Genomic DNA, 26,055 nt, shown 5'->3' with positions numbered 1-26,055 from the left:
CCATTACCCCAAAAACCGGCGCGCATTATGGACTACGCAGCGACAAGTTCGAAACGACAAGCTACAAGTAAAGAACTTAGAGGGTCTTTCGCGGACTAATGTCCGGTTTTTCCCTGCTTGCTGTACGGTCAGGGAAAGGCCAGTGTAGGATGCGCGCCGTTTGGCGTAGGCCAACACCTCTTTTCGTTCCACACCCTTTGGAACCCGACATAACCATGGCATCGCGTAAATTTGGACTCAACCTGGTGATCGTGCTGGCAATCGCCGCGCTGTTCACTGGTTTCTGGGCGCTGATCAACCGCCCAGTCACTGCTCCCAACTGGCCTGAACAGATCTCCGGCTTTTCCTATTCGCCGTTCCAACAAGGCCAGTTCCCACAGAAAGACCAGTACCCCACCGACGACCAGATGCGTCGCGACCTCGAGATCATGAGCAAGCTGACGGACAACATCCGTACCTACTCGGTCGACGGCACCCTGGGAGATATCCCCAAGCTGGCGGAGGAGTTCGGCCTGCGGGTGACCCTGGGTATCTGGATCAGCCCGGACCTGGAACGCAACGAGCGTGAAATCCAGCGTGCCATCGAGATCGCCAACAGTTCGCGCAGCGTCGTGCGGGTCGTGGTGGGTAACGAAGCCTTGTTCCGTGAGGAAATCACCCCTGAAGCGCTGATCGTGTTGCTGGACCGGGTGCGCGCCGCCGTGAAAGTACCGGTGACCACCTCCGAGCAATGGCACATCTGGGAAAAGAACCCGCAACTGGCCAAGCACGTCGACCTGATCGCCGCGCACATCCTGCCGTTCTGGGAATACATTCCGATGGACAAGGCCGGCCAGTACGTACTCGACCGCGCGAAAGATCTGAAGAAACTGTTCCCGAAAAAGCCGCTGCTGCTGTCGGAAGTGGGCTGGCCGAGCAACGGCCGCATGCGTGGTGGCAATGAAACCTCCCCGGCCGACCAGGCAATTTACCTGCGCACGCTGGTGAACAAGTTGAACCGCCAGGGCTACAACTACTTCGTGATCGAAGCGTTCGATCAGCCATGGAAAGTCAGCGACGAAGGCTCGGCCGGCGCGTATTGGGGTGTGTACAACGCCGCGCGCCAGCAGAAATTCAACTTTGAAGGCCCCGTGGTCGCGATCCCGCAATGGCGCGTGCTGGCCATCGGTTCGGTGGTGCTTGCACTGCTGTCCCTGACCTTGCTGATGATCGACGGCTCGGCCCTGCGCCAACGTGGCCGCACCTTCCTGACCTTTATCGCGTTTCTGTGCGGTTCGGTGCTGGTGTGGATCGGCTACGACTATAGCCAGCAATACAGCACGTGGTTCAGTGTCACCGTGGGCATTCTGCTGGCCCTCGGCGCGCTGGGGGTGTTTATCGTGTTGCTGACCGAAGCCCACGAACTGGCGGAAGCGGTGTGGACCCACAAGCGTCGGCGTGAATTCCTGCCAGTGGAGGGGGATTCGGACTACCGCCCGAAAGTCTCGATCCACGTGCCGTGCTACAACGAGCCGCCGGAAATGGTCAAACAGACCCTCGACGCCTTGGCGGCGCTGGATTATCCGGACTACGAAGTCCTGATTATCGACAACAACACCAAGGATCCGGCGGTGTGGGAGCCGGTGCGTGATTACTGCGCGACCCTGGGCCCGCGCTTCAAGTTCTTCCACGTCGCGCCCCTGGCCGGTTTCAAGGGCGGCGCGCTGAACTACCTGATCCCGCACACCGCCAAGGATGCCGAAGTGATCGCGGTGATCGACTCGGACTACTGCGTGTCGCCGAACTGGCTCAAGCACATGGTGCCGCACTTCGCCGACCCGAAAATCGCCGTGGTGCAGTCGCCGCAGGACTACCGCGACCAGAACGAAAGCACCTTCAAGAAGCTCTGCTACGCCGAATACAAAGGCTTCTTCCATATCGGCATGGTCACCCGTAACGACCGTGACGCGATCATCCAGCACGGCACCATGACCATGACCCGTCGCTCGGTACTCGAAGAGCTGGGCTGGGCCGACTGGTGCATCTGTGAAGACGCCGAGCTGGGCCTACGGGTATTCGAGAAAGGCCTGTCGGCAGCGTATTACCACGACAGCTACGGCAAGGGCTTGATGCCGGATACCTTTATCGACTTCAAGAAGCAGCGTTTCCGCTGGGCCTACGGCGCGATCCAGATCATCAAGCGTCACACCGCCAGCCTGTTGCGCGGCAAGGACACCGAACTGACCCGTGGCCAGCGTTACCACTTCCTCGCGGGCTGGTTGCCGTGGGTGGCGGACGGTATGAACATCTTCTTCACCGTGGGCGCGCTGTTGTGGTCGGCAGCGATGATCATCGTGCCGACGCGGGTTGACCCGCCGCTGCTGATCTTCGCAATCCCGCCCTTGGCGCTGTTTGTGTTCAAAGTGGGCAAGATCGTCTTCCTGTACCGTCGCGCCGTTGGCGTGAACCTCAAGGATGCGTTCTGTGCGGCGCTGGCTGGCCTGGCGTTGTCCCACACCATCGCCAAGGCGGTGCTGTATGGCTTCTTCACCAGCAGTATTCCGTTCTTTCGTACACCGAAAAACGCTGATAACCACGGCTTCTGGGTAGCGATTTCCGAAGCTCGCGAAGAAATGTTCATCATGCTGCTGTTGTGGGGCGCGGCACTGGGGATTTACCTGGTGCAGGGCCTGCCGAGCAATGACATCCGCTTCTGGGTGGTGATGTTGCTGGTGCAATCGCTGCCGTATGTGGCGGCGTTGATCATGGCGTTCCTGTCGTCGCTGCCGAAACCTGCGGCTGAACCTCAGGGGTAAAAACCTGCACGATGTACTAAACGGCGGCCTCTGGCCGCCGTTTTGCTATAAGATAACGGCCGTTTTACAAGCCTTGGCCAATGCCAATGCCTTATGTGGGAGGGGGCTTGCCCCCGATAGCGGCGGATCAGTGAATACTTAGGTTGACTGATACACCGCCATCAGGAGCAAGCCCCCTCCCACACTGAATCTGCGCCCAATTACACGCTTCCGGAGTTTTTCATGACGGCCCATGCCGACCTTTCGCCGACCCTTCAACTTGCCATCGACCTGATCCGTCGCCCGTCGGTCACGCCGATTGACGCCGATTGCCAGAAGCTGATGATGCAGCGCCTGGGCGACGCCGGTTTTGCGCTGGAGCCGATGCGCATCGAAGACGTGGACAACTTCTGGGCCACCCACGGCAAGCACGACGGCCCGGTGCTGTGCTTTGCCGGCCACACCGACGTGGTACCGACCGGCCCGGTGCAGGCCTGGCAGAATGACCCGTTCGACGCCTTGATCGACGAAAACGGCATGCTCTGCGGGCGCGGCGCGGCCGACATGAAAGGCAGCCTGGCGGCGATGCTGGTGGCGTCCGAGCGGTTTGTCACCGACTACCCGGACCACAAGGGCAAGGTTGCCTTCCTGATCACCAGCGATGAAGAAGGCCCGGCGCACCACGGCACCAAGGCCGTGATCGAACGCCTGGCCGCCCGCAAGGAGCGCCTGGACTGGTGCATCGTCGGCGAACCGTCGAGCACCACGCTGGTGGGCGATGTGGTCAAGAACGGCCGTCGCGGCTCCCTCGGCGCCACCCTGACCGTACGCGGTGTACAGGGCCACGTGGCCTACCCGCACCTGGCGAAGAACCCGATCCACCTGGCTGCACCGGCCCTGGCCGAATTGGCCGCCGAGCATTGGGACGATGGCAACGCCTTCTTCCCGCCCACCAGTTTCCAGATTTCCAACCTGAACTCCGGCACCGGCGCCACCAACGTGATCCCGGGCGACCTGACGGCAGTGTTCAACTTCCGCTTCTCCACCGAATCCACCGTTGAGGGCCTGCAACACCGCGTTGCGGCGATTCTCGACAAACACGGCCTGGACTGGCATGTGGAATGGGCGCTGTCGGGCCTGCCGTTCCTCACCGAACCGGGCGCGCTGCTGGATGCGGTGTCGGCCAGCATCAAGGCGATTACCGGCCGCGAAACCAAAGCTTCCACCAGCGGCGGCACCTCGGATGGGCGTTTCATCGCCACCCTCGGTACACAAGTGGTCGAGTTGGGCCCGGTCAACGCGACGATCCACCAGGTCAACGAGCGCATCCTGGCCAGCGACCTCGACGTGCTGACCGAGATCTACTACCAGACCCTGATCAAGTTGCTCGCCTGATGCTCGCCTGCCCCCTTTGCAGCGCCCCGCTCAATGCGGTGGACAATGGCGTGGCGTGCCCGGCCGGGCACCGTTTCGACCGCGCGCGCCAGGGTTACCTGAACCTGTTGCCGGTGCAGCACAAGAACAGCCGCGATCCGGGCGATAACCTCGCCATGGTCGAGGCGCGCCGCGACTTCCTCAACGCCGGGCACTACGCCCCGGTGGCCAGGCGCCTGGCGGAACTGGCCGCTGAACGTGCACCGCAGCGTTGGGTGGACATCGGCTGTGGCGAGGGATACTACACCGCGCAAATCGCCGACGCCCTGCCCCACGCCGACGGCTATGCGCTGGATATCTCCAAGGAAGCGGTCAAACGCGCGTGCAAGCGCAACCCGGCGCTGACCTGGCTGATCGCCAGCATGGCCCGCGTGCCGTTGGCCGACGCCAGCTGCCAGTTCCTCGCCAGCGTGTTCAGCCCGTTGGACTGGGAAGAAGCCAAACGCTTGCTCAGCCCTGGTGGCGGCTTGATGAAGGTCGGTCCGACCAGCGGCCACCTCATGGAGTTGCGCGAACGCCTCTACGACGAAGTGCGCGAGTACACCGACGACAAACACCTGGCCCTGGTGCCAGAGGGCATGAGCCTTGCGCACAGTGAAGTGCTGGAGTTCCAGCTCAACCTGGTCGCGCCGCAAGACCGTGCCAATTTGCTGGCCATGACGCCCCACGGCTGGCGTGCCAGCGCCGAACGCCGTGCCGCGGTGATCGAGGCGGCCGAGCCGCTGCGGGTTACCGTATCGATGCGCTACGATTATTTCGTGCTTCAATAACCTTTTTTCAGGCCTGCGGGCCCACCGGAATAGCCATGCGCCAACCCGATATCGAGATTTACCTCAAAGACGCCGACGTCGATCACAAGGCCATCACCGCCTGGCTGACCGAAGCCCTGGGCCCTTGCACCGAGTGGCAGCAAAAAGGCCAGACCTACAAGTGCAAGGCCGGCAGCGTTGCTGTCACCTGGCTGCCGAAAGCCGTCGGCAAATGGAACAGCCTGTACCTGGAAAGCGACCAGACCCCATGGGACGACGACATCGCCTGCGCGCGTGCGGCGTTTGCTGCGCTGAACGTCGAAGTGCGTTGCGCGCCGGGGACGTGGGTGGAAGAGGAAGGTGAAGAAAGCGCCGACACCTGGATTCGGATCAGCGCGGACGGTGAAGAGCAGATCACCTGGAAAACTGCCTGATTTAAAGCTGCAAATACAGTCAATGTGGGAGGGGGCTTGCCCCCGATAGCGGTGAACCAGTCAACCTATTCAGTGACTGACACTCAGCTATCGGGGGCAAGCCCCCTCCCACATTGGTTTTGCGCTGAACTTAGAGACCCACCACATCCTCCGCCTGCAACCCTTTCTCGCCGGTCACCACGGCGTATTCCACCTGCTGGCCCTCGGCCAATGAGCGGTGGCCGTCACCGCGAATGGCGCGGTAGTGCACGAACACATCCTTGCCGTCGTCGCGCTGGATAAACCCATACCCCTTTGCATCGTTGAACCACTTCACATTGCCGGTTTCGCGCGTTGCCATCTGTCGTACTCCCACTTGCATTTTTATTGTTGAGTGCCGCATTGAACTGCCGAGTATATGACAGGCTCAAAAACGATCAACTCAAGTTTACATCGCTGCTTTTTTGCCGATTTTCGGCGAATACGGCACACTACCCGCCCGAGCGCCTGCTCGGTTTTTCTCACTTGAAGCAGCACGCCTATGACCCGCTCCCCGTTCCGCCGTCTGGTGTTTGGCACCTTGCGCCGACTGTTGTACCTCTGGGTTCGCTCGGAGACGATCAACCAGTCGTCCCTAACCCTCAACCTGGACCGCAGCCGGCCGGTGTTCTACGTCCTGCAATCGCCCTCCCTCACCGAATTGGCCGTGGTCGATGCCGAGTGCACCAAGGCGGGCCTGCCGCGCCCGGTGCTGCCGGTCTCGGTCGGCCCGCTGATGGAACCGGCGGCGTTCTTCTACCTCACGCCGGAACCGGACTGGCTGGGGCGCCAGGACAAGCGCGGCGCGCCGCCCACCTTGACCCGACTGGTCAACACGCTGAGCGAACACGCCGAAGAGAATGCACAAATCATTCCGGTCAGCGTGTTCTGGGGCCAGTCGCCCGAGAGCGAGTCCAGCCCATGGAAACTGCTGTTTGCCGACAGCTGGGCCGTCACCGGGCGCTTGCGGCGGTTGCTGAGCATCCTGATCCTGGGCCGCAAGACCCGTGTGCAATTCTCTGCGCCTATCAATCTGCGTGAATTGATCGAGCACAATAAAGGTCACGAACGCACCGTGCGCATGGCCCAGCGCATCCTGCGGGTGCATTTTCGCAACCTGAAAACCGCCGTGATCGGTCCCGACCTGTCCCACCGCCGCAACTTGGTGAAAGGCCTGGTCAATATGCCGCTGGTGCGCCAGGCCATTGCCGATGAAGCCGAACGGGAAAAGATCAGCCCGGAAAAAGCCAAGGCCCAGGCCCTGCGCTACGGCAACGAGATCGCCTCGGACTACACCTACACCGCCATCCGCTTCCTCGAAGTGGTGCTGAGTTGGTTCTGGAACAAGATTTACGACGGCATCAAGGTCAATAACATCGAAGGTGTGCAAAAGGTTGCCCAAGGCTACGAGGTGATCTACGTACCGTGTCACCGCAGCCATATCGACTACCTGCTGTTGTCCTACCTGCTGTTCAAGAACGGCCTGACCCCGCCGCACATCGCCGCCGGCATCAACTTGAACATGCCGGTGATCGGCAGCCTGCTGCGCCGTGGCGGTGCGTTTTTCATGCGCCGCACCTTCAAGGGCAACCCGCTGTACACCTCGGTGTTCAACGAATACCTGCACACCTTGTTCACCAAGGGCTTCCCGGTGGAGTACTTCGTCGAAGGCGGCCGCTCGCGCACCGGACGCATGCTGCAACCGAAGACCGGGATGCTGGCGATCACCCTGCGCAGCTTCTTGCGCTCATCACGCATGCCCATCGTGTTTGTGCCGGTGTATATCGGCTACGAGCGCGTGCTCGAAGGCCGCACCTACCTCGGCGAACTGCGCGGTGCGAGCAAGAAGAAAGAGTCGATCTTCGATATTTTCAAAGTGGTCGGCGCACTCAAGCAGCGCTTTGGCCAGGTAGCGGTCAACTTCGGCGAACCGATCAAGCTGGCCGAATTCCTCGACGCCGAGCAACCGGACTGGCGCGCCCAGGAGCTGGGCCCGAACTACAAACCGGCCTGGCTCAACGAAACCACCAACCGCCTCGGCGAACAGGTGGCGCGTCACTTGAACGAAGCCGCGGCCGTGAACCCGGTGAACCTGGTGGCCCTGGCATTGTTGTCGACCACCCGCCTGGCCCTGGACGAACAGGCCATGGCGCGCCAGCTGGACCTGTACCTGGCGTTGCTGCGCCGCGTGCCGTATTCGCCCCACACCACGCTGCCCGAAGGTGACGGTCTGGCGCTGATCAAGCACGTCAAAGACATGGACCTGCTGTCGGAACAGAGCGACGCCCTCGGTAAGATTCTGTACCTGGACGAGCAAAATGCCGTCTTGATGACCTACTACCGCAACAACGTGCTGCATATCTTCGCGTTGCCGGCGTTGCTGGCGAGCTTCTTCCAGAGCAGTTCGCGCATGAGTCGCGAGCAGATCCTGCGCTACACCCACGCGCTGTACCCGTACCTGCAATCGGAGCTGTTTATCCGCTGGTCGCAGGAGGAGTTGGACACGGTGGTCGACCAGTGGCTGGAAGCCTTCGTCGAACAAGGCCTGCTGCGTTTCGAAAACAACGTGTACCTGCGCCCGGCGCCGAGTTCACGGCATTTTGTGCTGCTGACCCTGCTGTCCAAGAGCATCGCCCAGACCCTGCAACGCTTCTATATGGCGATCTCGCTGTTGCTCAACAGCGGCCAGAACAGCATCAGCGCCGAAGAACTGGAAGACCTGTGCACGATCATGGCCCAGCGCCTGTCGATCCTGCATGGCCTCAACGCCCCGGAGTTTTTCGACAAGAGTCTTTTCCGACATTTCATCCAGACGTTGCTGGAGCAAGATGTGCTGCGCCGCGACGAGGCCGGCAAGTTGAGCTATCACGACTTGCTCGGCGAGTTGGCCGAAGGCGCGGCCAAGCGCGTGTTGCCGGCGGAGATTCGCTTGTCGATCCGCCAGGTGGCGTTGCATCGTGTTGATGATGCGCCAGTCGAAACTGAAGCCGTCAAACCTGAAGAAAGCCGCTAGATTTAAAAGGCGCCAGTTGGATGCTGGCGCCGTTGATAAGGAGCTGCACCATGAAAAAGATCATCCTCCTGGGCCTCACTGCCCTGCTCGGAGCCTGCCAATCCATGACGCCCGCACCCAAGGCCAGCCTCGATGGCGAAGTGTTCTACTTGCAACGCATCGCCTTGCCGCCGACCGCCACCCTGAGCGTCAGCCTGCAAGACGTCTCCCTGGCCGATGCACCGGCGGTGACCCTCGCCGAACAGAAAGGCCCGGTCAAAGGCCAGGTGCCGCTGCCGTTCCACCTGAGCTACGACCCCGCCCAGGTCAAGCCCGGCCACAGTTACGCGGTGAGTGCTCGCATCGAAGTGGATGGCAAGCTACTGTTTATCACCACCGAACGGCACGCTGTGCAGCTTAACGGTCAAGACCCACAGCCGCTGCGCGTGCGCGTGAATGCGGTCGCCCACTGAATTCGATTAAAAGGAAGCGCCCATGCTCCGTAACTCCCTTCGCCTTACCGCCCTGTGTGCCGGCTTGTTGTTCGGCGCCAACGCCATGGCCCTGGACCTGAGCAGCCTGTCCCAGGGCGACGCCAGCGCCGGCCTCAAGGACGCACTGACCCAAGGCGCGCAGATCGCCGTGAAACAACTGGGCGTGCCCGGTGGTTTCAGCAACAACCCGGAAGTGAAGATCGGCCTGCCCGGCAAACTGGGCAAAGTCGCCGACAAGCTGAAAATGTTCGGCATGGGTGACCAGGTCACGCAACTGGAAACCAGCATGAACAAAGCCGCTGAAACCGCCGTGACCCAGGCTCAGCCGATCCTGGTGAACGCGGTGAAAAACATGAGCGTGACCGACGCCAAGGGCATCCTCAGCGGCGGCCAGGACTCGGCCACCCAGTACCTGAACAAAAGCAGCCGCGAAGAAATCCGCGCCAAGTTCCTGCCCATCGTCAAAGCCGCCACCGACAAAGTCGGCGTGGCCCAGCAGTACAACGCGCTGGCGGGCAAGGCGGCGGCGTTTGGTGCCGTGGACGCCAAAAGCGCCAACGTCGAGAACTACGTGACCGAGCAAGCGCTGGATGGCTTGTTCAAGATGATCGCGCAGCAGGAAGAAACCATTCGCAAGAACCCGGCGGCTGCGGCCACCAGCCTGGCGAAGAAGGTGTTTGGCGCGCTGTAGGCCTTGAAAGGATCGCTCCCTGCAACGGGGAGCGATCTAACGCAGCACCGACTCAGCCAACCGCCCCACCATCAGCGTGGCAAAACAGCCAATCGCAATTGACGTCACGCGGTTGATCTTCAACGGCGTCAGCCAAGCCTTTTGAATCCCCTCGAAGCGACTGCCCAGCACAATCCACGCCGCCCCCACCGGAATCACCACCAGCGCCAATGTGGCCATGAACCCGACGTAGCCTGACAACGTTGCAAACGTGCCGACCGGTGCGATGAACGACACGATCAGCAACCCCTTGGGATTCATCACCGTCAGCCAAAAGAAATACAGCCCGGAAAATCGGTCACGGCTCGGATCGACCTCGCTGTGCTTGCGCTGCCAGAGCTTGTACGAGACGTACAACAAGTAACACGCCGCCGCCAATTGCGTGGCCTTCAACGCCCACGGCGAATACGCTGCCAGGTACAACAACGCCACGCCCCACACCGAGACCTGTAGCAGATAGGCCAGGCACTCAATAAACGCCAGCTTCCAGGAGGCCCGCAAACCGAACAACACCCCTGCGCGAAACAGCAGGGTGTTGGTCGGGCCTGGGGCAAGCAATAACAACATCAGGGCTGAAACGGTGGCCAACATGATTACGCGACGTCCTTCCTCACTCGGAACCACGCAGCATACAGGGCCGGCAGGAACAATAGCGTCAACGCCGTCGCCACAATCAGCCCACCCATGATCGCCACGGCCATTGGCCCGAAGAACACGCTGCGCGACAGCGGGATCATTGCCAGCACCGCCGCGAGTGCGGTCAGCACGATGGGGCGGAAACGGCGCACGGTGGCTTCGATAATGGCTTGCCAGGGGGCCAGCCCAGCCTTGATCTCCTGTTCGATCTGGTCCACCAGGATCACCGAGTTACGCATGATCATCCCCGACAGCGCGATGGTGCCCAACATGGCCACAAAGCCGAAGGGTTGGCGGAACACCAGCAGGAACAGCGTCACACCGATCAAGCCCAAGGGTGCCGTCAGAAACACCATGGCCGTGCGTGAGAAACTGCGCAATTGCAGCATCAGCAAGGTCAACACCACCACGATAAACAGCGGCACGCCGGCTTTCACCGAGTTCTGGCCACGGGCGGAGTCTTCCACTGTGCCGCCGACTTCCAGCAGGTAGCCATCGGGCAGTTCGGCGCGCACGCCTTCGAGGGTCGGCAGGATCTGCTGGACCAGTGTCGCGGGTTGGTCCTTGCCGTAGATGTCGGCGCGCACGGTGACCGTGGGCAGGCGGTTGCGGTGCCAGATGATGCCTTCTTCGAAACCGTATTCGAGGGTGGCGATCTGCGACAGCGCGACGCTTTTGCCGTTATCGGTGGGCACCGCCAGGCTTGGCAGCAACGACAGTTCGGTCCGCTCATGCACGGTGCCGCGCAGGAGGATCTCGATCAACTCGTTGTCCTCGCGGTACTGGCTGACGCTGGAACCGGTGAGCGAACTCTGCAGGAATTTCGACAGGTTGGCGGTGCTCACGCCGAGGGCGCGGGCGCGGTCCTGGTCGATATTCAAGTAAACGATCTTGCTCGGTTCTTCCCAGTCCAGATGCACGTTGACCACGTGGGTATTTTCACGAACCTTGGTCGCCACTTTCCGCGCCAGGGCGCGCACTTCTTCGATGTGCTCGCCGGTTACGCGGAACTGCACCGGATAACCCACGGGCGGGCCGTTTTCCAGGCGTGTGACCCGCGAGCGCAGGTCGGGGAATTGTTCGTTAAGGGTTTCGATCAGCCAGGTGCGCAGGCTTTCGCGATCTTCGATGGTTTTGGCCAATACGACAAACTGGGCGAAGCTGGTGGCCGGTAATTGTTGATCCAACGGCAGGTAAAAACGCGGCGAGCCGGTGCCGACATAGGCCACATAGTTGTCGATGCCGGCGTGTTCCTTGAGCAAGCCTTCCAGGCGTTTAACCTGGTCGGCAGTGTTGCTCAGGGAGGCGCCTTCGGCGAGTTTCAGGTCGACCATCAGCTCCAGGCGGCCGGAAGCCGGAAAGAACTGTTGCGGCACAAAGCGGAACAGCGCCACCGAGCCGATAAACAGCAGCAGGGTCAGCACGATCACGGTCTTGCGACGACTCACACACCACTCAACCAAACGTCTTACTCGCTGGTAGAACGGCGTGCCGTAGGGATCTGGCCCGTCGGCGCCGTGTTTGGCCGCGTGAATCTTCGCCAAGTCCGGCAGGAGTTTTTCCCCCAGGTACGGCACGAACACCACGGCAGCGACCCACGAGGCCAACAACGCGATGGTGACTACCTGAAAGATCGAACGGGTGTATTCGCCGGTGCTGGATTGCGCGGTGGCAATCGGCAGGAACCCAGCGGCGGTGATCAGCGTGCCGGTGAGCATGGGGAACGCGGTGCTGGTCCAGGCGAAGCTGGCCGCCTTGAGGCGGTCGTAACCCTGTTCCATTTTGATCGCCATCATTTCCACGGCGATGATTGCATCATCCACCAGCAGGCCCAGCGCCAGGACCAACGCGCCGAGGGAGATCTTGTGCAGGCCGATGCCGAGGTAATACATGGTGGCGAAGGTCATCGCCAATACCAGCGGGATCGCCAGGGCGACCACCATGCCGGTACGCACACCGAGGGAGAAGAAGCTCACCAGCAATACAATCGCCAGGGCCTCGGCCAATACCCGGACGAATTCGCCGACACTGGTTTTCACCGCCGCCGGTTGGTCAGAGACCTTGCGCAGCTCCATGCCGGCCGGAAGGTTCTTCTGCAGGCGTGCGAATTCGCCCTCCAGGGCTTTGCCCAGCACCAGGATGTCGCCGCCGTCACGCATGGCCACGGCCAGGCCGATGGCGTCCGCGCCCATGTAGCGCATGCGCGGTGCCGGTGGGTCGTTGAAACCACGGTGGATGTCGGCGACATCGCCAAGGCGGAAGGTGCGATCACCCACCCGAATCGGGAAGTTGCGAATCTCATCCACGCGCTTGAAGTTGCCCGACACCCGCAGTTGCACGCGCTCGGTCGGGGTTTCGAAGAAGCCCGCCGTGGACACTGCATTCTGCTCCTGCAAGGCCTGCTGCACCGCCGCCAAGGGCAGGCCGAGGGTGGCCAGCTTGAGGTTGGACAACTCGATCCAGATCTTCTCGTCCTGTAGGCCAAGCAGCTCGACCTTGCCCACATCGGCGACGCGTTGCAGTTGAATCTGGATGCGGTCGGCGTAGTCCTTGAGCACCGCGTAGTCGAAGCCATCGCCGGTCAGGGCGTAGATATTGCCGAAGGTGGTGCCGAATTCATCGTTGAAAAACGGTCCCTGGATATCCGGCGGCAAGGTCTGGCGGATATCGCTGATCTTCTTGCGCACCTGGTACCACAGCTCGGGAATCTGCGCCGAGTGCATGGAGTCGCGGGCCATGAAGGTGACCTGGGATTCACCGGGGCGTGAGAACGACACGATGCGTTCGTACTCACCGGTCTCCATCAGTTTTTTCTCGATGCGCTCGGTGACCTGGCGCGAAACTTCCTGGGCCGTGGCGCCGGGCCAGTTGGTCTTGATGACCATGGCTTTGAAGGTGAACGGCGGGTCTTCGCTCTGTCCCAACTTGGTGTAGGACAAGGTGCCGACCACTGCCAGAAGGATCATCAGGAACAGCACGATCTGGCGATTACGCAACGCCCATTCGGAAAGATTGAAACCCATCGGGGACTACTCCTTGTTGGCCGCCAGATTCACCACACGGTTGGAGCGGTCCACCGGGCGCACTTGCTGGCCCTCATGGAGTACATGCACACCGGCAGCGATCACCCAATCGGTGGGGTTCAAACCTTCAAGCACCGGCACGGTTTTCTCACCGAAGGCGCCGATCCGCACCGGTGTGCGTTTGAGTGTGTCATCCGCTTGTACCACCCAGACGTAGGACGCACCGTTCTCTGCACTGAGGGCCGACAGCGGCACCGATAGAGGAATCACGCCATCGGTCTGTATGAAAACTCGCGCGCTCTGGCCCAGCTCGGCCGGGACTTTGCCGCCGGTGAAGGCGACGCGGGCGGCGAAGGTGCGCGACTTTGGATCAGCCGCCGGTGACAGTTCACGAATGCGCCCGGCAAAGCGTTGGTCCGGTTGGCTCCACAGTTCCACCGCCACCGGCTGGCCGATCTTGAAGCGACCGAAGCCTTGCTCCGGCAAGCTGATCAACACTTCTCGCTCGCCATCGGTGGCCAGGGTGAATACGGTCTGCCCGGCGGACACCACCTGGCCGACTTCCACCGCACGCTTGGCCACCACGCCGTCCTGGGGCGCACGCAGCACCGCATAGCCGGCCTGGTTGCTGGCCACGTCGAACTCGGCCTTGATCTGCTTGAGGCGCGCTTCACCGGATCGGTAGAGGTTTTCGGAATTGTCGTACTGCGAACGGCTGACCATCTGACGGTCCAGCAGGGTCTTGTAGCGATCACGCTCGGCGCGCACCAGGCTCAGGTTGGCCTCGGCGGCGGCCACCTGGGCGCGGGTGGCCTCCAGTTGAAGGCGTACGTCCTGGGGGTCCAGTTCGGCCAGAGGTTGATTGGCCTTGACCCGCTCGCCCTCCTCCACCAGGCGTTTGCTGACTTTGCCACCGATGCGAAAGGCCAGGTCCGGCTCATAACGGGCACGCACTTCACCGGGATAGCTGTCCGTCGACTGCGCAGATGGCTGCGGTTGCACCACCATGGCCGGGCGGACGGTGGTCTGGGCCGCTTCTTCATGACCGCACGCGGACAAGAGGAACGCCAAGCTGACAGGCAACGCAAAGGGCAGGAAAGTGCTGCGCATGCTGAAGGACCTTTCGCAAATGGAGCTAGGAATAATTATACTGGCCAGTATGTTATTAATACCAAACTCACCAGTCCAGTATTAAAGGTGAAAATGTCCGACAATCCTGTAAACACCAATAGCCCCGGGCGTCCCAAGGACATGGCAAAACGCCAGGCTATCCTCGAAGCAGCCAAAATCCTGTTTTTGAGTAACGGTTACGCCAGTACCAGCATGGACGCGGTGGCACTGGAAGCCGGCGTGTCGAAGCTGACCGTCTACAGCCACTTCACCGACAAGGAAACCTTGTTCACCGCCGCCGTGGTGGCGACGTGCGAGGAACAATTGCCGGTCATGTATTTCGAACTGCCGCCGGGCATGCCCGTAGAAACGGTGTTACTGAATATCGCGCGAGGGTTCCATCGGCTGATCAACAGCGAGGAGTCGGTAAACCTGCATCGCCTGATGATGACCACCGGCAATCAGGACGTGAAACTGTCGCAGATCTTCTTCGAAGCCGGGCCGATGCGCATGTTGCAAGGCATGGAGCGCTTGCTCAGCAAGATCCACCAGAGCGGCGCGTTGAGCATCGACAAGCCGTTTACGGCGGCCGAGCACTTCTTTTGCCTGCTCAAGGGTACGGCGAATTTCTGTTTGCTGTACGGGTGTGGCGGGCAGTTGAGTGAAGAGGCCGCCGAGGCGCATGTGCAGGATGTGGTGGGGTTGTTTATGCGGGCTTATCGGGCCTGAGGTCTTGTGGTGTCTGGGCCGGCCCTATCGGGGGCAAGTCCCCTCCTACACTGACTGTGTTCACAAATCAAAATATGTGAATGCAGTCAATGTGGGAGGGGGCTTGCCCCCGATGAGGCCCTCAAGACCACTGAAGATTCAGGCCTTAAGTGCCTTCTTGGGATAAATGTCATACCGACTGGACTTCCCATCCAACGCATGACTTGGCTTCGGCCCTTCAATACACGGCGCCTTGCGCGGCCGCTTCACCACCACCCGATGACTGGCCAACGCCAGCGCCGCCGCCAACAACGCCGGCGCATCCGGGTCATCGCCCACCAATGGCCGGAACAGGCGCATTTCCTTCTTCACCAGGGCGGTTTTCTCACGGTGCGGGAACATCGGGTCGAGGTAGATCACTTGGGGCGGCTCGCCTTCCCAGTTGCGCATCACCTCGATGGAGTTGCCCTTGAGCAACGTCATGCGCGCCACAATCGGCGCCACTTCAAAGTCATCCGCGCCGCGTGCCAGGCCGTCTTCGAGCAAGGCGCCGATCAGCGGCTGGCGTTCGATCAGGCTCATCTCACAGCCCAGGCTGGCCAGCACGAACGCGTCTTTGCCCAGCCCCGCCGTAGCGTCCAGTACCCGAGGGCGCACGCCTTGGGCGATGCCCACGGCCTTGGCGATCATCTGCCCGCTGCCACCACCATACAACCGCCGATGCGCCGCGCCACCCTCGACAAAGTCCACCCGCACCGGCCCCGGCGCGTCAGGCCCGAGCTGTTGCAGCTGTAGGCCGTGCTCCCCGACTTGCAGGGAAAACTCCGCATCCGCCAGCGCTAAAGGCAAGCCAAGGCGCGACGCCCATTGCTCGGCAAGGGCCTGGAAACCTTCGCCCAAGGCCTCGACCTGGATGCGGCTGGCCGCTGGTTGTTCGCTCATCAATCGCTACGCTCAAAAATATTAAGGATCGGCAAACATCGGCCGATAAAAATCACAGTCAGGTATTTTGCCAGAGCTGAGCGTCGACCGAGAAAAATGTCAGACATTCTTCCCCTAACCATCGGTGTACTGCCGACCCACAACCACTACGGCCTGCGCAATACTCAAGCGCTGGCCGGGGTGAGTCATGTGTGGCAGGACTTCTTCGCCCGGGCGCTGGCCGAGCAGCTCGGCGACACGCCGGACGCACTCGCCGCCCAGGCGCCTGCACCGGTGGACCCAGCGGTAGAGCCCAGCGCCGGCGCCGACCTGCTGTCGCAAATCCTCACCCAGCGTGAGTGCGACGTCAAAGACACCGAGATCGCCCCGCCTGAGCCGTTGTTCCTGCCGATTGCCGAGTTCGAGACCGAGTTGCTGCCACCGGCCGCAGAACCGTTCCCGGACGAAGAAATCGTCGCCCAGCAACGCCAACAGAATTTCGAAAGCGGCTGGGTTCGCCCTATCGTCTTGACCGCTGGCCAGCCGCTACCAGACCCAGGCCCAGCGCCGGAGCCACGCCCGCTGCACTTGCCGATTGCCGAGTTCGAACTGGACCTGCTGCCACCGGCCGCCACGCCGTACCCGGCCGAAGAACTGGTGGCACAACAGAAAGCCCTGGACTTCGACTACTTCTGGGCGCGCCCGCTGGTCACCCAAAACCTGCGCCTGGCGGCCTGAACCTCAGCGGCATACCCACCAACGCCCCATGTCCAGGTGAAAGTGATTACGGTGCGCGGCGTTGTAGTCCGGGCTCAACACCACATTGAAGTCATCGCAGGCGCCATCCCGCACCTGTCGCAGAAATCGCGCCTTATCGCCCTCCCCCGGCCAATCCTTGAGCACGCTGATGCTGCGACCATCGGCCAGACGGAATCCGGCAATATCCAGCGCGTTGGCCGACGCATGCTGGCTAAGACTGCCCTCGGCACGGTTATACACATTGCGACAGGCAAAACTGCCCAAGTGATCGACCCGCGTCACCGCCTGGCCGAATACTGCCTGCGCCGCCGGTTGCAGGCTGTGGCGCTCGAACAGGGCGAACGCCACGGCCAGCGGGCAACTGGCCAGGAAGCTGCTGCTTAAACCGACGTCTGCCGCTTGCACGCGCAACATATTGCGCAGGGGGCACGCCGCATCGGCGGGCGTATCGGCCTGACGGCTGACCCGGAGACCGGCCGTTTCCAGCACCTGGTCGCACAACGCCGGGTCATCCTGCAAACGCCCCAGCTTATAGCGCGTCAACAGGTTGGGGCTGGCGCGCACATCCAGCGGTGCCCACGGGTTCCATTGCGCCGCAAGCGGCACCCAACCGCGCCATACACCAAACGCAGCGGCGCCCACCAGCAACATCAACACGCCCATCACGTTGAAAAAGCGCACTGTTCAGCCCTTGAAAAACTGATTGGCCTGATTGAACGGCATCTTGCGCTCGGTGAAGGTAAAGGTGCCCAACCCATACACCTCCTGCGCCGCCCGATAGAACTCGCCATACGCCGCCAACGCCAGGGCCGAACCGACGCTGATGCGCCGCACCCCCATCTCGCTCAACTGCGCCACGCTGAGGTTCAAGCCGCCGGACATCAGCACGTTCACCGGCTTGGGCGCCACGGCCTTGACCACCGCGACAATGTCCTCGGCACTGCACAGGCCTGGTGCGTACAGCACGTCGGCGCCGGCTTCGGCGTAGGCTTGCAGGCGGCGGATGGTGTCGGGCAAATCCAGGCGACCGTGCAGGAGATTTTCCGCACGCGCGGTCAGGGTGAAGGGAAACGGCAGGCTGCGGGCGGCGGCAACGGCGGCGGCGACACGCTCAACAGACAAATCAAAGGGGTAGATCGGGTCGGCAGCGATGCCCGTGGCATCTTCGATGGAACCGCCGACAATGCCTGTCGCCGCTGCGCGCAGAATGGTCTGGGCGCAGCCGTCGGGCGTGTCGCTGAAGCCATTTTCCAGGTCCGCCGCCACCGGCAGCGAAGTTGCCCGAACGATGGCACCGGCATTGCCCAAGGTATCCTCCAGGGATAACGCGCCCTCCGCATCAGGCCGGCCAAGGCTGAAGGCAAACCCCGCACTGGTGGTGGCCAAGGCTTCAAAACCGAGGCTGGCCAGCATGATCGCGGATCCGGCGTCCCACGGGTTTGGCATCACGAACGCACGATCACGTTCGTGCAGGGCCCTAAAGGTTTCGGCGCGAAGGGTTTGGGCATCCATGGCGGGCTCCAGGCGAAAAAAGGAGCCTTAGAGTAACCCCAGTTGCTCCACGGCGGGTTGCCGATCCAAGGTCGGCAGCGCTGGCAGGCCGGGCAGGCGCGCCATCAGTTTTTCGTGAAAGCGCAAAGCCAGTTGGGCGGCCAGGCGGTTGTCCGAGGTGTGCAGGAATACGTAAGGGGTGCGGCCCTCTTCGATCCAGCCGGCGATTTTTTCTACCCACGGGATCAAAAACGGGTCATTGGCTTCCAGTTCCGGATGGCCAATAAAGCGCACCTGGGGAAACAGCGTCAGCGCTGCCGGTCGCGGCGGCACCTTGGGTTTCTTCGATTGGGCATGCAGCACCGCCGCCGTGGTGGCGGTGCAACTGAACAGCGGGCGCGAATCCAGGCAGATACGCTCAACGCCGCGATCACGCAGCAAACGGTTGAGCATGCGCTCGGCATCGCCCTTGGCGAAGAACTCGGGATGGCGCACTTCCACGGCCATCGGGCGCTCCAGGCCATCGATAAAACCGGCCAACTCGCCCAGGCGCTGCGGCGAAAAGTTCGCCGACAGTTGCAGCCACAGCGGCGAAACCCGCTCACCCAATGGGCTCATCAAACCGACAAAACTCTCGGCCGCCGGCAGTTGCTCGCGCAGATCGCCACCGTGGCTGATATCACCGGGAAACTTGGCGGTGAAACGAAAATCGGCAGGCATGATCTCGGCCCAGCGCTGCACGGTGGCCGCCGAAGGTCGAGCGTAGAACGTGGTATTGCCTTCAACGGCGTTGAAGACTTGGGAATAGAGGGCGAGGTAGTCGCTGGAACGGGCATCGGCGGGGTAAAGGTACTCGCGCCAGGCGTTTTCACTCCAGGACGGGCAACCGACAAAGTAAGGCAGGCGCATCAGATATGGATATCGAGACCCAGCACTTCCATATCCCATTCGACAAAGCCGGCGGTGGTCAGGTAGCTGGCCAGGGCGGTGGCAACGCTTTTGCTCATGGAACGCGGGAAGACCATGTCTTGCTGGCGGGCAGGAAGATTGTTGATACGGGCCTGGGCATTGGCCTGCGCATCGGACTGGACTTCGATGAAGTCCGGCGAATCCTCGACGGAGTCGTCCACCGTAGCGTTGGCCTTACGCGGCTTGCGCTTGATGGGGTAGGAATGTGAGGGAAAGCCGTCTATGCGCATACTAGCGAACTCGGTATCAGTGATGGCATTTTAGTGGCGCTTTCCATGGCGCGCAAATGCTCTGGTGATAACTAGAACACAATATTGGCAAAAGGTTTAAAAGCTGGGGCAAATTCTGACGATTGGCGACTTTTGTCAGAAATTACCCGCATTTTTGGCGTCAAATAATCCCGCGTTCGGCCTTAGTCTGCGCGACTTTATCGCGCAGATACACCGGCGCAGCCTGGTCAGCCGGAATCGCCTCACCCCGCTCAAACGCGAAGCGGGCCAAGGCCAGCAAGTCTTCAGCATGGGGCAGCATGGCGGCGTCCTGGCCAACCAACGGCACGGCGATGCGCTCGCCATACCCCCAGCCGGTGCCCGCACCGAACCAGTCACCGCTGGCATCCTGTGGCAATGCCGACGCCTCTGGCGGCTGCACGGCTTCGACGCCGACCAGACGCATCTCGCCCGCCGTTTCGCGGTAGCAGCCCCAATAGACTTCATCCATCCGCGCATCAATCGCCGCTGCAACCTGGTGGGCACCGTGCTCACGCAACGCACGCTGGGCCAGCACCGCCAGGTTGGACACCGGCAATACCGGGCGCTCCAGCGCAAAGGCCAGGCCCTGCACCACGCCGATGGCGATGCGCACACCGGTAAAGGCGCCTGGCCCACGACCGAACGCGATGGCATCCACGGCAGCCAGGCTGGTGCCGGCGTCTTCCAGCAGTTGCTTGATCATCGGCAACAGCTTCTGCGCGTGCAGGCGCGGGATCACCTCGTAGTGGCTCGTTACCTTGCCATCGTGCAGCAAGGCAACGGAGCAAGCTTCAGTCGCGGTGTCCAGGGCCAGCAGGGTGCTCATCGGTGTGGGTGTCCAAGTCGAAAAAAAGTGCGCCAGTATAAACAACAACGGCCCGCAAGCGGGCCGTTATAGGTGTAGCAGGTCGGTCGATCAGCTCAGTGCTTGCAGCACCTTGGCGGTGATCGCTTCTACCGAGCCGACGCCAGGGATGTGGCTGTACTTCGGCTTGCCTTCGGCAGCCGACAGCTTCTGGTAGAAATCCACCAGCGGCTTGGTCTGCGAGTGGTAGACCGACAGGCGATGACGCACGGTTTCTTCGGTGTCGTCTTTACGCTGCACCAGCTCTTCCCCGGTCACATCGTCCTTGCCTTCGACTTTTGGCGGGTTATAGATGGTGTGGTACACGCGGCCCGAGGCTTCGTGAACACGACGACCGGCAATGCGCTGCACGATCTCTTCATCTTCAACGGCGATTTCCACCACGGCATCCAGCTCAACACCGGCCTTCACCAGGGCTTCAGCCTGGGGAATGGTGCGTGGGAAACCGTCGAACAGGAAACCGTTCTTGCAGTCTTCCTGGCTGATGCGCTCTTTGACCAGGTTGATGATCAAGTCATCGGAGACCAGGCCGCCGCTGTCCATCACGCTCTTGGCGATCAGGCCCAGCTCGGTGCCGGCCTTGACCGCAGCACGCAGCATGTCGCCGGTGGAGATTTGTGGAATGCCGAATTTTTCAGTGATGAACTTTGCCTGAGTACCTTTACCGGCCCCGGGAGCTCCCAGCAGAATGACGCGCATCGATGTGCTCCTCAATTTTTTATAGAGATGACGCTCGGATTCGCCGCGTGGGGCCAATCTCGTAAAATTCAGGCCGATCAAACGGCCAAAGGCTGATCAAGATACACAGCAGGCCTTCACCACACAAGCCGCCCAAAGTCGCAGGAACCGTGCCTGGCCTACGTCATAGGTAGGGTATGCCTGAGTGCAACCCTGCACTTTTAAACGCGAACCGCCCCTTTCGGGGCGGCTGTCACGGTTTAATCGCAAGCCGTTGAGAACACGCGAAAAACTTCAACCGGTGTTGCGCAGACCGGCGGCGATTCCGGCCACGGACACCAGCAGCGCCTGTTCCAGAGGGCTGTCTTGCGTGGCCTCCTGCTGGCGCGAGCGGGCCAGCAGCTCGGCCTGCAACAAGTGCAGCGGGTCGAGATAGGTGTTGCGCAGGCGGATGAACTCCAGGGTGTCCGGGCTGTGGGCCAGCAGTTGCGACTGGCCGGTCAAGCCAAGCACCACGCTGCACGCCTGCGACAATAGGTCGCGTAAGTGCGCACCCAATGGCAACAGGTCTGGCTGCACCAGGCGCTCGTCATAGAGCTGGGCAATATCCGCATCGGCCTTGGCCAGGACCATTTCCAGCATGTCGATGCGGGTGCGGAAGAACGGCCACTGTTCGCGCATCTGCCCCAGCAATTCGCCTTCGCCGCGCTCCAGCGCCTTGCTCAATGCGGCTTCCCAGCCAAGCCACGCCGGCAACATCAGGCGAGTCTGGGTCCAGCCGAAGATCCACGGGATAGCGCGCAGGCTTTCAATACCCCCGGCACGGCGCTTGGCCGGGCGACTGCCCAACGGCAAGCGGCCCAACTCCTGCTCGGGGGTGGACTGACGGAAGTATTCGACGAACTGCGGATTTTCCCGCACGACGGCGCGATAGGCGCTGACACCGTCTGCTGCCAATTCGTCCATCAAATGGCGCCAGGCCGGCTCCGGTGGCGGCGGTGGCAGCAATGTCGCTTCGAGCACGGCGGCCAGATAAAGGTTGAGGTTCTGCTCGGCGATATCCGGCAAGCCAAACTTGAAGCGGATCATTTCGCCCTGTTCGGTGGTGCGGAAACGTCCTGCCACCGAGCCCGGCGGTTGCGACAGGATCGCCGCGTGGGCCGGTCCACCGCCACGGCCAACGGTGCCGCCGCGACCGTGGAACAACAGCAGTTCCACCTGTTGCTCGCGGCAGATATCCACCAGTCGCTCTTGCGCACGGTATTGCGCCCAGGCCGCGGCGGTGGTGCCGGCGTCCTTGGCGGAGTCCGAATAGCCGATCATCACTTCCTGCGGGCCCTGCAAGCGCGCGCGATAACCCGGCAGTTGCAGCAGGCGCTCCATCACCGGCCCGGCGTTATCCAGGTCGGCCAGGGTTTCGAACAGCGGCACCACGCGCATCGGCCGTTGCACGCCCGACTCTTTCAGCAGCAGTTGCACCGCCAGCACGTCGGACGCAGCGCCCGCCATGGAGATGACATACGAACCCAGCGAAGCCGCCGGTGCTGCGGCGATTTCCTTGCAGGTGTTCAACACTTCGGCGGTGTCCGCCGAGGGTTTGAAATACCCCGGCAGCAATGGCCGGCGATTCGCCAGCTCCTGGGTCAAAAAGCGGATGCGCGCGTCTTCGTCCCAATCCTCATAACGGCCGAGGCCAAGGTAATCGGTGATTTCCGTCATGGCCGCCGAATGCCGGCTGGAATCCTGGCGCACATCCAGGCGTACCAGGAACAGTCCGAAGGTCACGGCACGGCGCAGGCAGTCGAGCAACGGGCCATCAGCGATCACGCCCATGCCGCATTCGTGCAGCGACGCGTAGCACAGCTCCAGTGGGTCCAACAGGTCACGGTTGTTCTGTAGCACCTCACCCGGTGCCGGGGTGCTGCTGCTGAGCGCGGTGTGCGCCCATTGGCGCGTGGCGCGCAGGCGTTCACGCAGTTGCTTGAGCAAGGCGCGGTACGGTTCGACGCTGTCGCCGACCTTGGCCTGCAATGCCGGGCTGGCCTGTTGCATCGACAGCTCGGAAGCCAAATGGTCGATATCGCGCAGGTACAGGTCGGCGGCCATCCAGCGCGCCAGCAACAGCACTTCGCGGGTAACAGGCGCGGTGACATTGGGGTTGCCATCACGGTCGCCGCCCATCCACGAGGCGAAACGAATCGGCGCGGCCTCCAGGGGCAAGCGCAGGCCTGTGGCGGCATGCAAGGCCCGGTCGGCCTTGCGCAAATAATTGGGGATGGCATGCCACAGCGAATGCTCGATCACCGCGAAGCCCCATTTGGCTTCGTCCACCGGCGTGGGCCGGACACGGCGGATTTCTTCGGTGTGCCAGGCTTCGGCGATCAAGCGTTGCAGGCGCTCGCGGATCTGTTCGCGCTCGGCGGTGGTGAGGTCACGGTGATCCTGCAAGGCCAACTGGGCGGCAATGGCATCGTATTTCTGGATCAGGGTGCGGCGCGCCACTTCGGTGGGGTGGGCGGTGAGCACCAGCTCAATCTCCAGCCGCCCCAGCTGGCGGGCCAGGGATTCGTCGCTGTGACCTTCGCTTTGCAGGCGCGCGAGCAATTCGGGCAACACACGGGACTCGAACGGCGCCGGTTGCGACTCGTCGCGTCGATGAATCAGTTGGTATTGCTCGGCGATATTGGCCAGGTTGAGGAACTGGTTGAAGGCCCGGGCCACCGGCAGCAGTTCGTCCTCCTGCAACTGGTTGAGGCTGGCACTCAGCTCGTCGCCAGCACCGTGGCGGTCGGCCTTGGCGCCTTTGCGGATCTGCTCGATCTTGTCGAGAAAATCATCACCGTACTGCTCTCGAATCGTATTACCCAGCAGTTCACCCAGCAGGTGAACATCCTCACGCAAGCGTGCATCGATATCACTCATCAGCCAATCTCCAGCCAGAAATCCGGGACGCGCAGGGGGTCCAGAGTGCCGCCAGTGTTCATTTCTTACAAGACTTTAAACCTTGTGGCTAACAGCTAGTCTCAACACTGAGTCGCCTGTGTTTATCCATGCACGCGACTGGTCACTCATCACCGCCTGCCATCGCAGGCTTTACTGAGGTTGCCATGAAAATTCGAGAACTGGCCCAGCATTGGGAAGAAAACGCCAAGGGTCGCCTGACCAAGACTGAATACGCTATCCATTTGGATATGGAGTCTGCGGCGAGGCTGGCCGCCATCACCGAGATGTACCCCAAGCGTCACCCCGAAGAACTGCTCGGCGAGCTGATCGGTGCGGCGCTTGAAGAACTGGAAGCGAGCTTTCCCTACATCAAGGGCCAACAGGTGATTGCCACCGATGAGGAGGGCGATCCGCTGTATGAAGATGTCGGCCCTACTCCGCGCTTCCTGACCCTGTCGCGCCGCTACTTACACGACCTGTCAGCCAGCGCCGACGAACAGAAACACTGACCAACCCCCTGTATTCCGGGCCTCTCACAGGCCCGGCGTACCGCTGCGCAACGCAGAAGTTCCATCTTATTTACGCTGACCAATCAGTCAGATATTTTTTTAGGCAAATCGCCATCTTCTCTGAACTATTCAAAAAAGCCTCCGGTCACAGCCAGTAAGCCATCACTTGGAACGGCCGTTTGAACAGGCGTCATGTGCCTTATCCGCCGGGCCCGCAACCGACCTCCCAAGATGGATGTTGAAGTTTTTCAGGAGTTATCCAATGGAGTTGAAGACGATGAAGACCAGCACTGCCAAATCCTCGTTTAACCACCTGCGCGGGCTCAAATTGGCCGCGCTGGCAATCGGTACCAGCTTCGTTCTGGCGGGTTGCGCCGGCAACCCTCCGACCGAACAGTACGCGGTGACCCAGTCTGCGGTGAACAGCGCTGTCAGCGCCGGCGGCACCGAGTACGCGGCCGTGGAAATGAAGTCGGCCCAGGACAAGCTCAAACAAGCCGAAATTGCCATGCACGACAAGAACTACGACGAGGCCCGTCGCCTGGCCGAACAGGCTGAGTGGGACGCTCGCGTTGCAGAGCGCAAAGCCCAGGCCGCCAAGGCTGAACAGGCTGTGAAGGACTCCCAGAAAGCTGTTCAGGAGCTGCGTCAGGAAGGCATGCGCCCCGCTGTGATCAAACAGCAGTAAACCGCCGCCACTGATTGCATTGCACCCGATATCGAATTGAAAGGACGACACGACTATGCGTAAACAATTGATGATCCCTGCCCTGTTGGCGATGAGCGTTGCCTTGGCAGCCTGCTCCACCCCGCCCAACCAGAACCTGGAAAACGCACGGACCAATTACTCGGCCCTGCAAGCCAACCCGCAAGCCACTAAAGTCGCGGCGCTGGAAACCAAAGACGCCAGCGAGTGGCTGGACAAGGCTGACAAGGCCTACCGCGACCGTGAAGACGAGAAGAAAGTCGACCAACTGGCGTACCTGACCAACCAGCGCGTTGAAGTGGCCAAGGACACCATCGTGTTGCGCGAGTCCGAAGCCAAGCTGAAAAACGCCGGTGACGAACGCGCCCGCGCCCTGCTGGAAGCCCGTGACGCACAGATCAAGCAACTGCAAGACAGCTTGAACGCCAAGCAGACGGATCGCGGTACGCTGGTGACCTTTGGTGATGTGCTGTTCGCCACCAACAAGTCCGACCTGAAATCCAGCGGCCTGGTGAATATCACCAAGCTCGCGCAGTTCCTGCGCGATAACCCGGATCGTAAAGTGATCGTCGAAGGCTACACCGACAGCACCGGTTCCGATTCGTACAACCAAAGCCTGTCGGAGCGTCGTGCCGCTTCCGTGCAACGTGCACTGGCTCAGCAAGGCGTGGATATTTCGCGCATCGTGACCCAGGGTTACGGCAAGGAATACCCGGTTGCCGACAACGGCAGCGCTTCGGGCCGTGCGATGAACCGCCGTGTGGAAGTGACCATTTCCAACGACAACCAGCCGGTCAAGCCACGGTCTTCCGTCGCTAACTGATCGATTGGTGTTTCAAAAAGAACCCCGCCAATAGGCGG

Annotated in this window: 24 protein-coding genes; 12 read left to right on the top strand and 12 right to left on the bottom strand. The window is 61.5% G+C overall.

Going from position 1 to position 26,055, the window contains the following annotated elements; genetic code table 11:
* Positions 1-215 precede the first annotated feature (215 nt).
* The 4 genes from DYL61_RS10960 to DYL61_RS10945 all read left to right on the top strand — a co-directional run bounded on the left by DYL61_RS10960 (position 216) and on the right by DYL61_RS10945 (position 5,391).
* A complete protein-coding gene (locus tag DYL61_RS10960; RefSeq protein ID WP_135308350.1) occupies positions 216-2,795 on the top strand; it encodes a glycosyltransferase in 2,580 nt (859 codons plus the stop codon).
* 222 nt (positions 2,796-3,017) lie between these two features.
* Complete coding sequence (dapE, locus tag DYL61_RS10955) at positions 3,018-4,169, top strand: succinyl-diaminopimelate desuccinylase (protein ID WP_135308349.1); 1,152 nt, start codon at positions 3,018-3,020, stop codon at positions 4,167-4,169.
* Positions 4,169-4,978 carry a putative RNA methyltransferase gene (locus DYL61_RS10950; protein ID WP_135308348.1) on the top strand — a complete coding sequence of 270 codons (810 nt, stop codon included), beginning with the start codon at positions 4,169-4,171 and terminating at the stop codon, positions 4,976-4,978. Before dapE ends, DYL61_RS10950 begins: the two co-directional genes overlap by 1 nt.
* Positions 4,979-5,013: 35 nt before the next feature.
* Complete coding sequence (locus tag DYL61_RS10945; RefSeq protein WP_105696282.1) at positions 5,014-5,391, top strand: hypothetical protein; 378 nt, start codon at positions 5,014-5,016, stop codon at positions 5,389-5,391.
* Between the two features lie 130 nt (positions 5,392-5,521).
* On the opposite strand, the gene DYL61_RS10940 is transcribed toward DYL61_RS10945, so the two are convergent.
* Positions 5,522-5,731 carry a cold-shock protein gene (locus DYL61_RS10940; RefSeq protein WP_017738302.1) on the bottom strand — a complete coding sequence of 70 codons (210 nt, stop codon included), beginning with the start codon at positions 5,729-5,731 and terminating at the stop codon, positions 5,522-5,524.
* A gap of 180 nt (positions 5,732-5,911) precedes the next feature.
* On the opposite strand from DYL61_RS10940, the gene plsB reads away from it, so the two are divergent.
* From plsB to DYL61_RS10925, 3 genes are read left to right on the top strand one after another with little or no spacing between them, the layout of a single operon-like run.
* A complete protein-coding gene (plsB, locus tag DYL61_RS10935; RefSeq protein WP_135308347.1) occupies positions 5,912-8,422 on the top strand; it encodes a glycerol-3-phosphate 1-O-acyltransferase PlsB in 2,511 nt (836 codons plus the stop codon).
* Between the two features lie 50 nt (positions 8,423-8,472).
* Complete coding sequence (locus DYL61_RS10930; protein ID WP_105696284.1) at positions 8,473-8,874, top strand: YbaY family lipoprotein; 402 nt, start codon at positions 8,473-8,475, stop codon at positions 8,872-8,874.
* A gap of 22 nt (positions 8,875-8,896) precedes the next feature.
* Entirely contained in the window at positions 8,897-9,586 is a 690-nt protein-coding gene (locus DYL61_RS10925; RefSeq protein ID WP_135308346.1) for a DUF4197 domain-containing protein, read from the top strand.
* 36 nt (positions 9,587-9,622) lie between these two features.
* Here the strand turns inward: DYL61_RS10925 and DYL61_RS10920 are convergent, their stop codons facing one another.
* From DYL61_RS10920 to DYL61_RS10910, 3 genes are read right to left on the bottom strand one after another with little or no spacing between them, the layout of a single operon-like run.
* A complete protein-coding gene (locus DYL61_RS10920) occupies positions 9,623-10,216 on the bottom strand; it encodes a LysE family translocator (RefSeq protein ID WP_135308345.1) in 594 nt (197 codons plus the stop codon).
* Positions 10,217-10,218: 2 nt separating this feature from the next.
* Positions 10,219-13,284: an efflux RND transporter permease subunit gene (locus DYL61_RS10915; RefSeq protein ID WP_135308344.1), complete on the bottom strand. Its 3,066-nt coding sequence runs from the start codon at positions 13,282-13,284 to the stop codon at positions 10,219-10,221.
* 6 nt (positions 13,285-13,290) lie between these two features.
* A complete protein-coding gene (locus tag DYL61_RS10910; protein WP_135308343.1) occupies positions 13,291-14,394 on the bottom strand; it encodes an efflux RND transporter periplasmic adaptor subunit in 1,104 nt (367 codons plus the stop codon).
* A 93-nt stretch (positions 14,395-14,487) separates the two neighbouring features.
* Between DYL61_RS10910 and DYL61_RS10905 the strand changes: the two genes are divergently transcribed.
* Positions 14,488-15,123 carry a TetR/AcrR family transcriptional regulator gene (locus DYL61_RS10905; protein WP_135308342.1) on the top strand — a complete coding sequence of 212 codons (636 nt, stop codon included), beginning with the start codon at positions 14,488-14,490 and terminating at the stop codon, positions 15,121-15,123.
* 138 nt (positions 15,124-15,261) lie between these two features.
* Here DYL61_RS10905 and DYL61_RS10900 read toward each other — a convergent pair whose 3' ends face one another.
* Entirely contained in the window at positions 15,262-16,044 is a 783-nt protein-coding gene (locus DYL61_RS10900; protein WP_135308341.1) for a class I SAM-dependent methyltransferase, read from the bottom strand.
* Between the two features lie 96 nt (positions 16,045-16,140).
* Here DYL61_RS10900 and DYL61_RS10895 point away from each other — a divergent pair, with 96 nt between their 5' ends.
* A complete protein-coding gene (locus tag DYL61_RS10895) occupies positions 16,141-16,761 on the top strand; it encodes an energy transducer TonB (protein WP_135308340.1) in 621 nt (206 codons plus the stop codon).
* 3 nt (positions 16,762-16,764) lie between these two features.
* Here the strand turns inward: DYL61_RS10895 and DYL61_RS10890 are convergent, their stop codons facing one another.
* The 7 genes from DYL61_RS10890 to ppc all read right to left on the bottom strand — a co-directional run bounded on the left by DYL61_RS10890 (position 16,765) and on the right by ppc (position 23,958).
* Positions 16,765-17,463, bottom strand: a complete 699-nt coding sequence (locus DYL61_RS10890; RefSeq protein WP_135308339.1) for an extensin-like domain-containing protein — start codon at positions 17,461-17,463, stop codon at positions 16,765-16,767.
* A 3-nt stretch (positions 17,464-17,466) separates the two neighbouring features.
* Positions 17,467-18,294: an isocitrate lyase/PEP mutase family protein gene (locus DYL61_RS10885; RefSeq protein WP_135308338.1), complete on the bottom strand. Its 828-nt coding sequence runs from the start codon at positions 18,292-18,294 to the stop codon at positions 17,467-17,469.
* Positions 18,295-18,321: 27 nt separating this feature from the next.
* Positions 18,322-19,182: a DUF72 domain-containing protein gene (locus tag DYL61_RS10880; RefSeq protein WP_135308337.1), complete on the bottom strand. Its 861-nt coding sequence runs from the start codon at positions 19,180-19,182 to the stop codon at positions 18,322-18,324.
* Complete coding sequence (locus DYL61_RS10875) at positions 19,182-19,472, bottom strand: hypothetical protein (RefSeq protein ID WP_135308336.1); 291 nt, start codon at positions 19,470-19,472, stop codon at positions 19,182-19,184. Before DYL61_RS10875 ends, DYL61_RS10880 begins: the two co-directional genes overlap by 1 nt.
* A 160-nt stretch (positions 19,473-19,632) precedes the next feature.
* Positions 19,633-20,319 carry a tRNA (adenosine(37)-N6)-threonylcarbamoyltransferase complex dimerization subunit type 1 TsaB gene (gene tsaB / locus DYL61_RS10870; RefSeq protein WP_135308335.1) on the bottom strand — a complete coding sequence of 229 codons (687 nt, stop codon included), beginning with the start codon at positions 20,317-20,319 and terminating at the stop codon, positions 19,633-19,635.
* Between the two features lie 90 nt (positions 20,320-20,409).
* On the bottom strand, positions 20,410-21,057 hold the full coding sequence (adk, locus tag DYL61_RS10865) for an adenylate kinase (protein ID WP_135308334.1): 648 nt from the start codon (positions 21,055-21,057) through the stop codon (positions 20,410-20,412).
* Positions 21,058-21,330: 273 nt separating this feature from the next.
* A complete protein-coding gene (gene ppc, locus DYL61_RS10860) occupies positions 21,331-23,958 on the bottom strand; it encodes a phosphoenolpyruvate carboxylase (RefSeq protein ID WP_135308333.1) in 2,628 nt (875 codons plus the stop codon).
* A gap of 185 nt (positions 23,959-24,143) precedes the next feature.
* On the opposite strand from ppc, the gene DYL61_RS10855 reads away from it, so the two are divergent.
* The 3 genes from DYL61_RS10855 to lptF all read left to right on the top strand — a co-directional run bounded on the left by DYL61_RS10855 (position 24,144) and on the right by lptF (position 26,017).
* On the top strand, positions 24,144-24,488 hold the full coding sequence (locus DYL61_RS10855) for a hypothetical protein (protein WP_021492446.1): 345 nt from the start codon (positions 24,144-24,146) through the stop codon (positions 24,486-24,488).
* A 277-nt stretch (positions 24,489-24,765) separates the two neighbouring features.
* Positions 24,766-25,176: a DUF4398 domain-containing protein gene (locus DYL61_RS10850; RefSeq protein WP_177343934.1), complete on the top strand. Its 411-nt coding sequence runs from the start codon at positions 24,766-24,768 to the stop codon at positions 25,174-25,176.
* Between the two features lie 55 nt (positions 25,177-25,231).
* Positions 25,232-26,017 carry a lipotoxin F family OmpA-related lipoprotein LptF gene (gene lptF, locus DYL61_RS10845; protein ID WP_105696301.1) on the top strand — a complete coding sequence of 262 codons (786 nt, stop codon included), beginning with the start codon at positions 25,232-25,234 and terminating at the stop codon, positions 26,015-26,017.
* Positions 26,018-26,055 lie beyond the last annotated feature (38 nt).

The organism is Pseudomonas nabeulensis (assembly GCF_004682045.1).
Classification (GTDB): domain Bacteria; phylum Pseudomonadota; class Gammaproteobacteria; order Pseudomonadales; family Pseudomonadaceae; genus Aquipseudomonas; species Aquipseudomonas nabeulensis.
The sequence above is the reverse complement of the archived record's forward strand: the minus strand, read 5'-3'. Positions and strand labels throughout refer to the sequence as shown.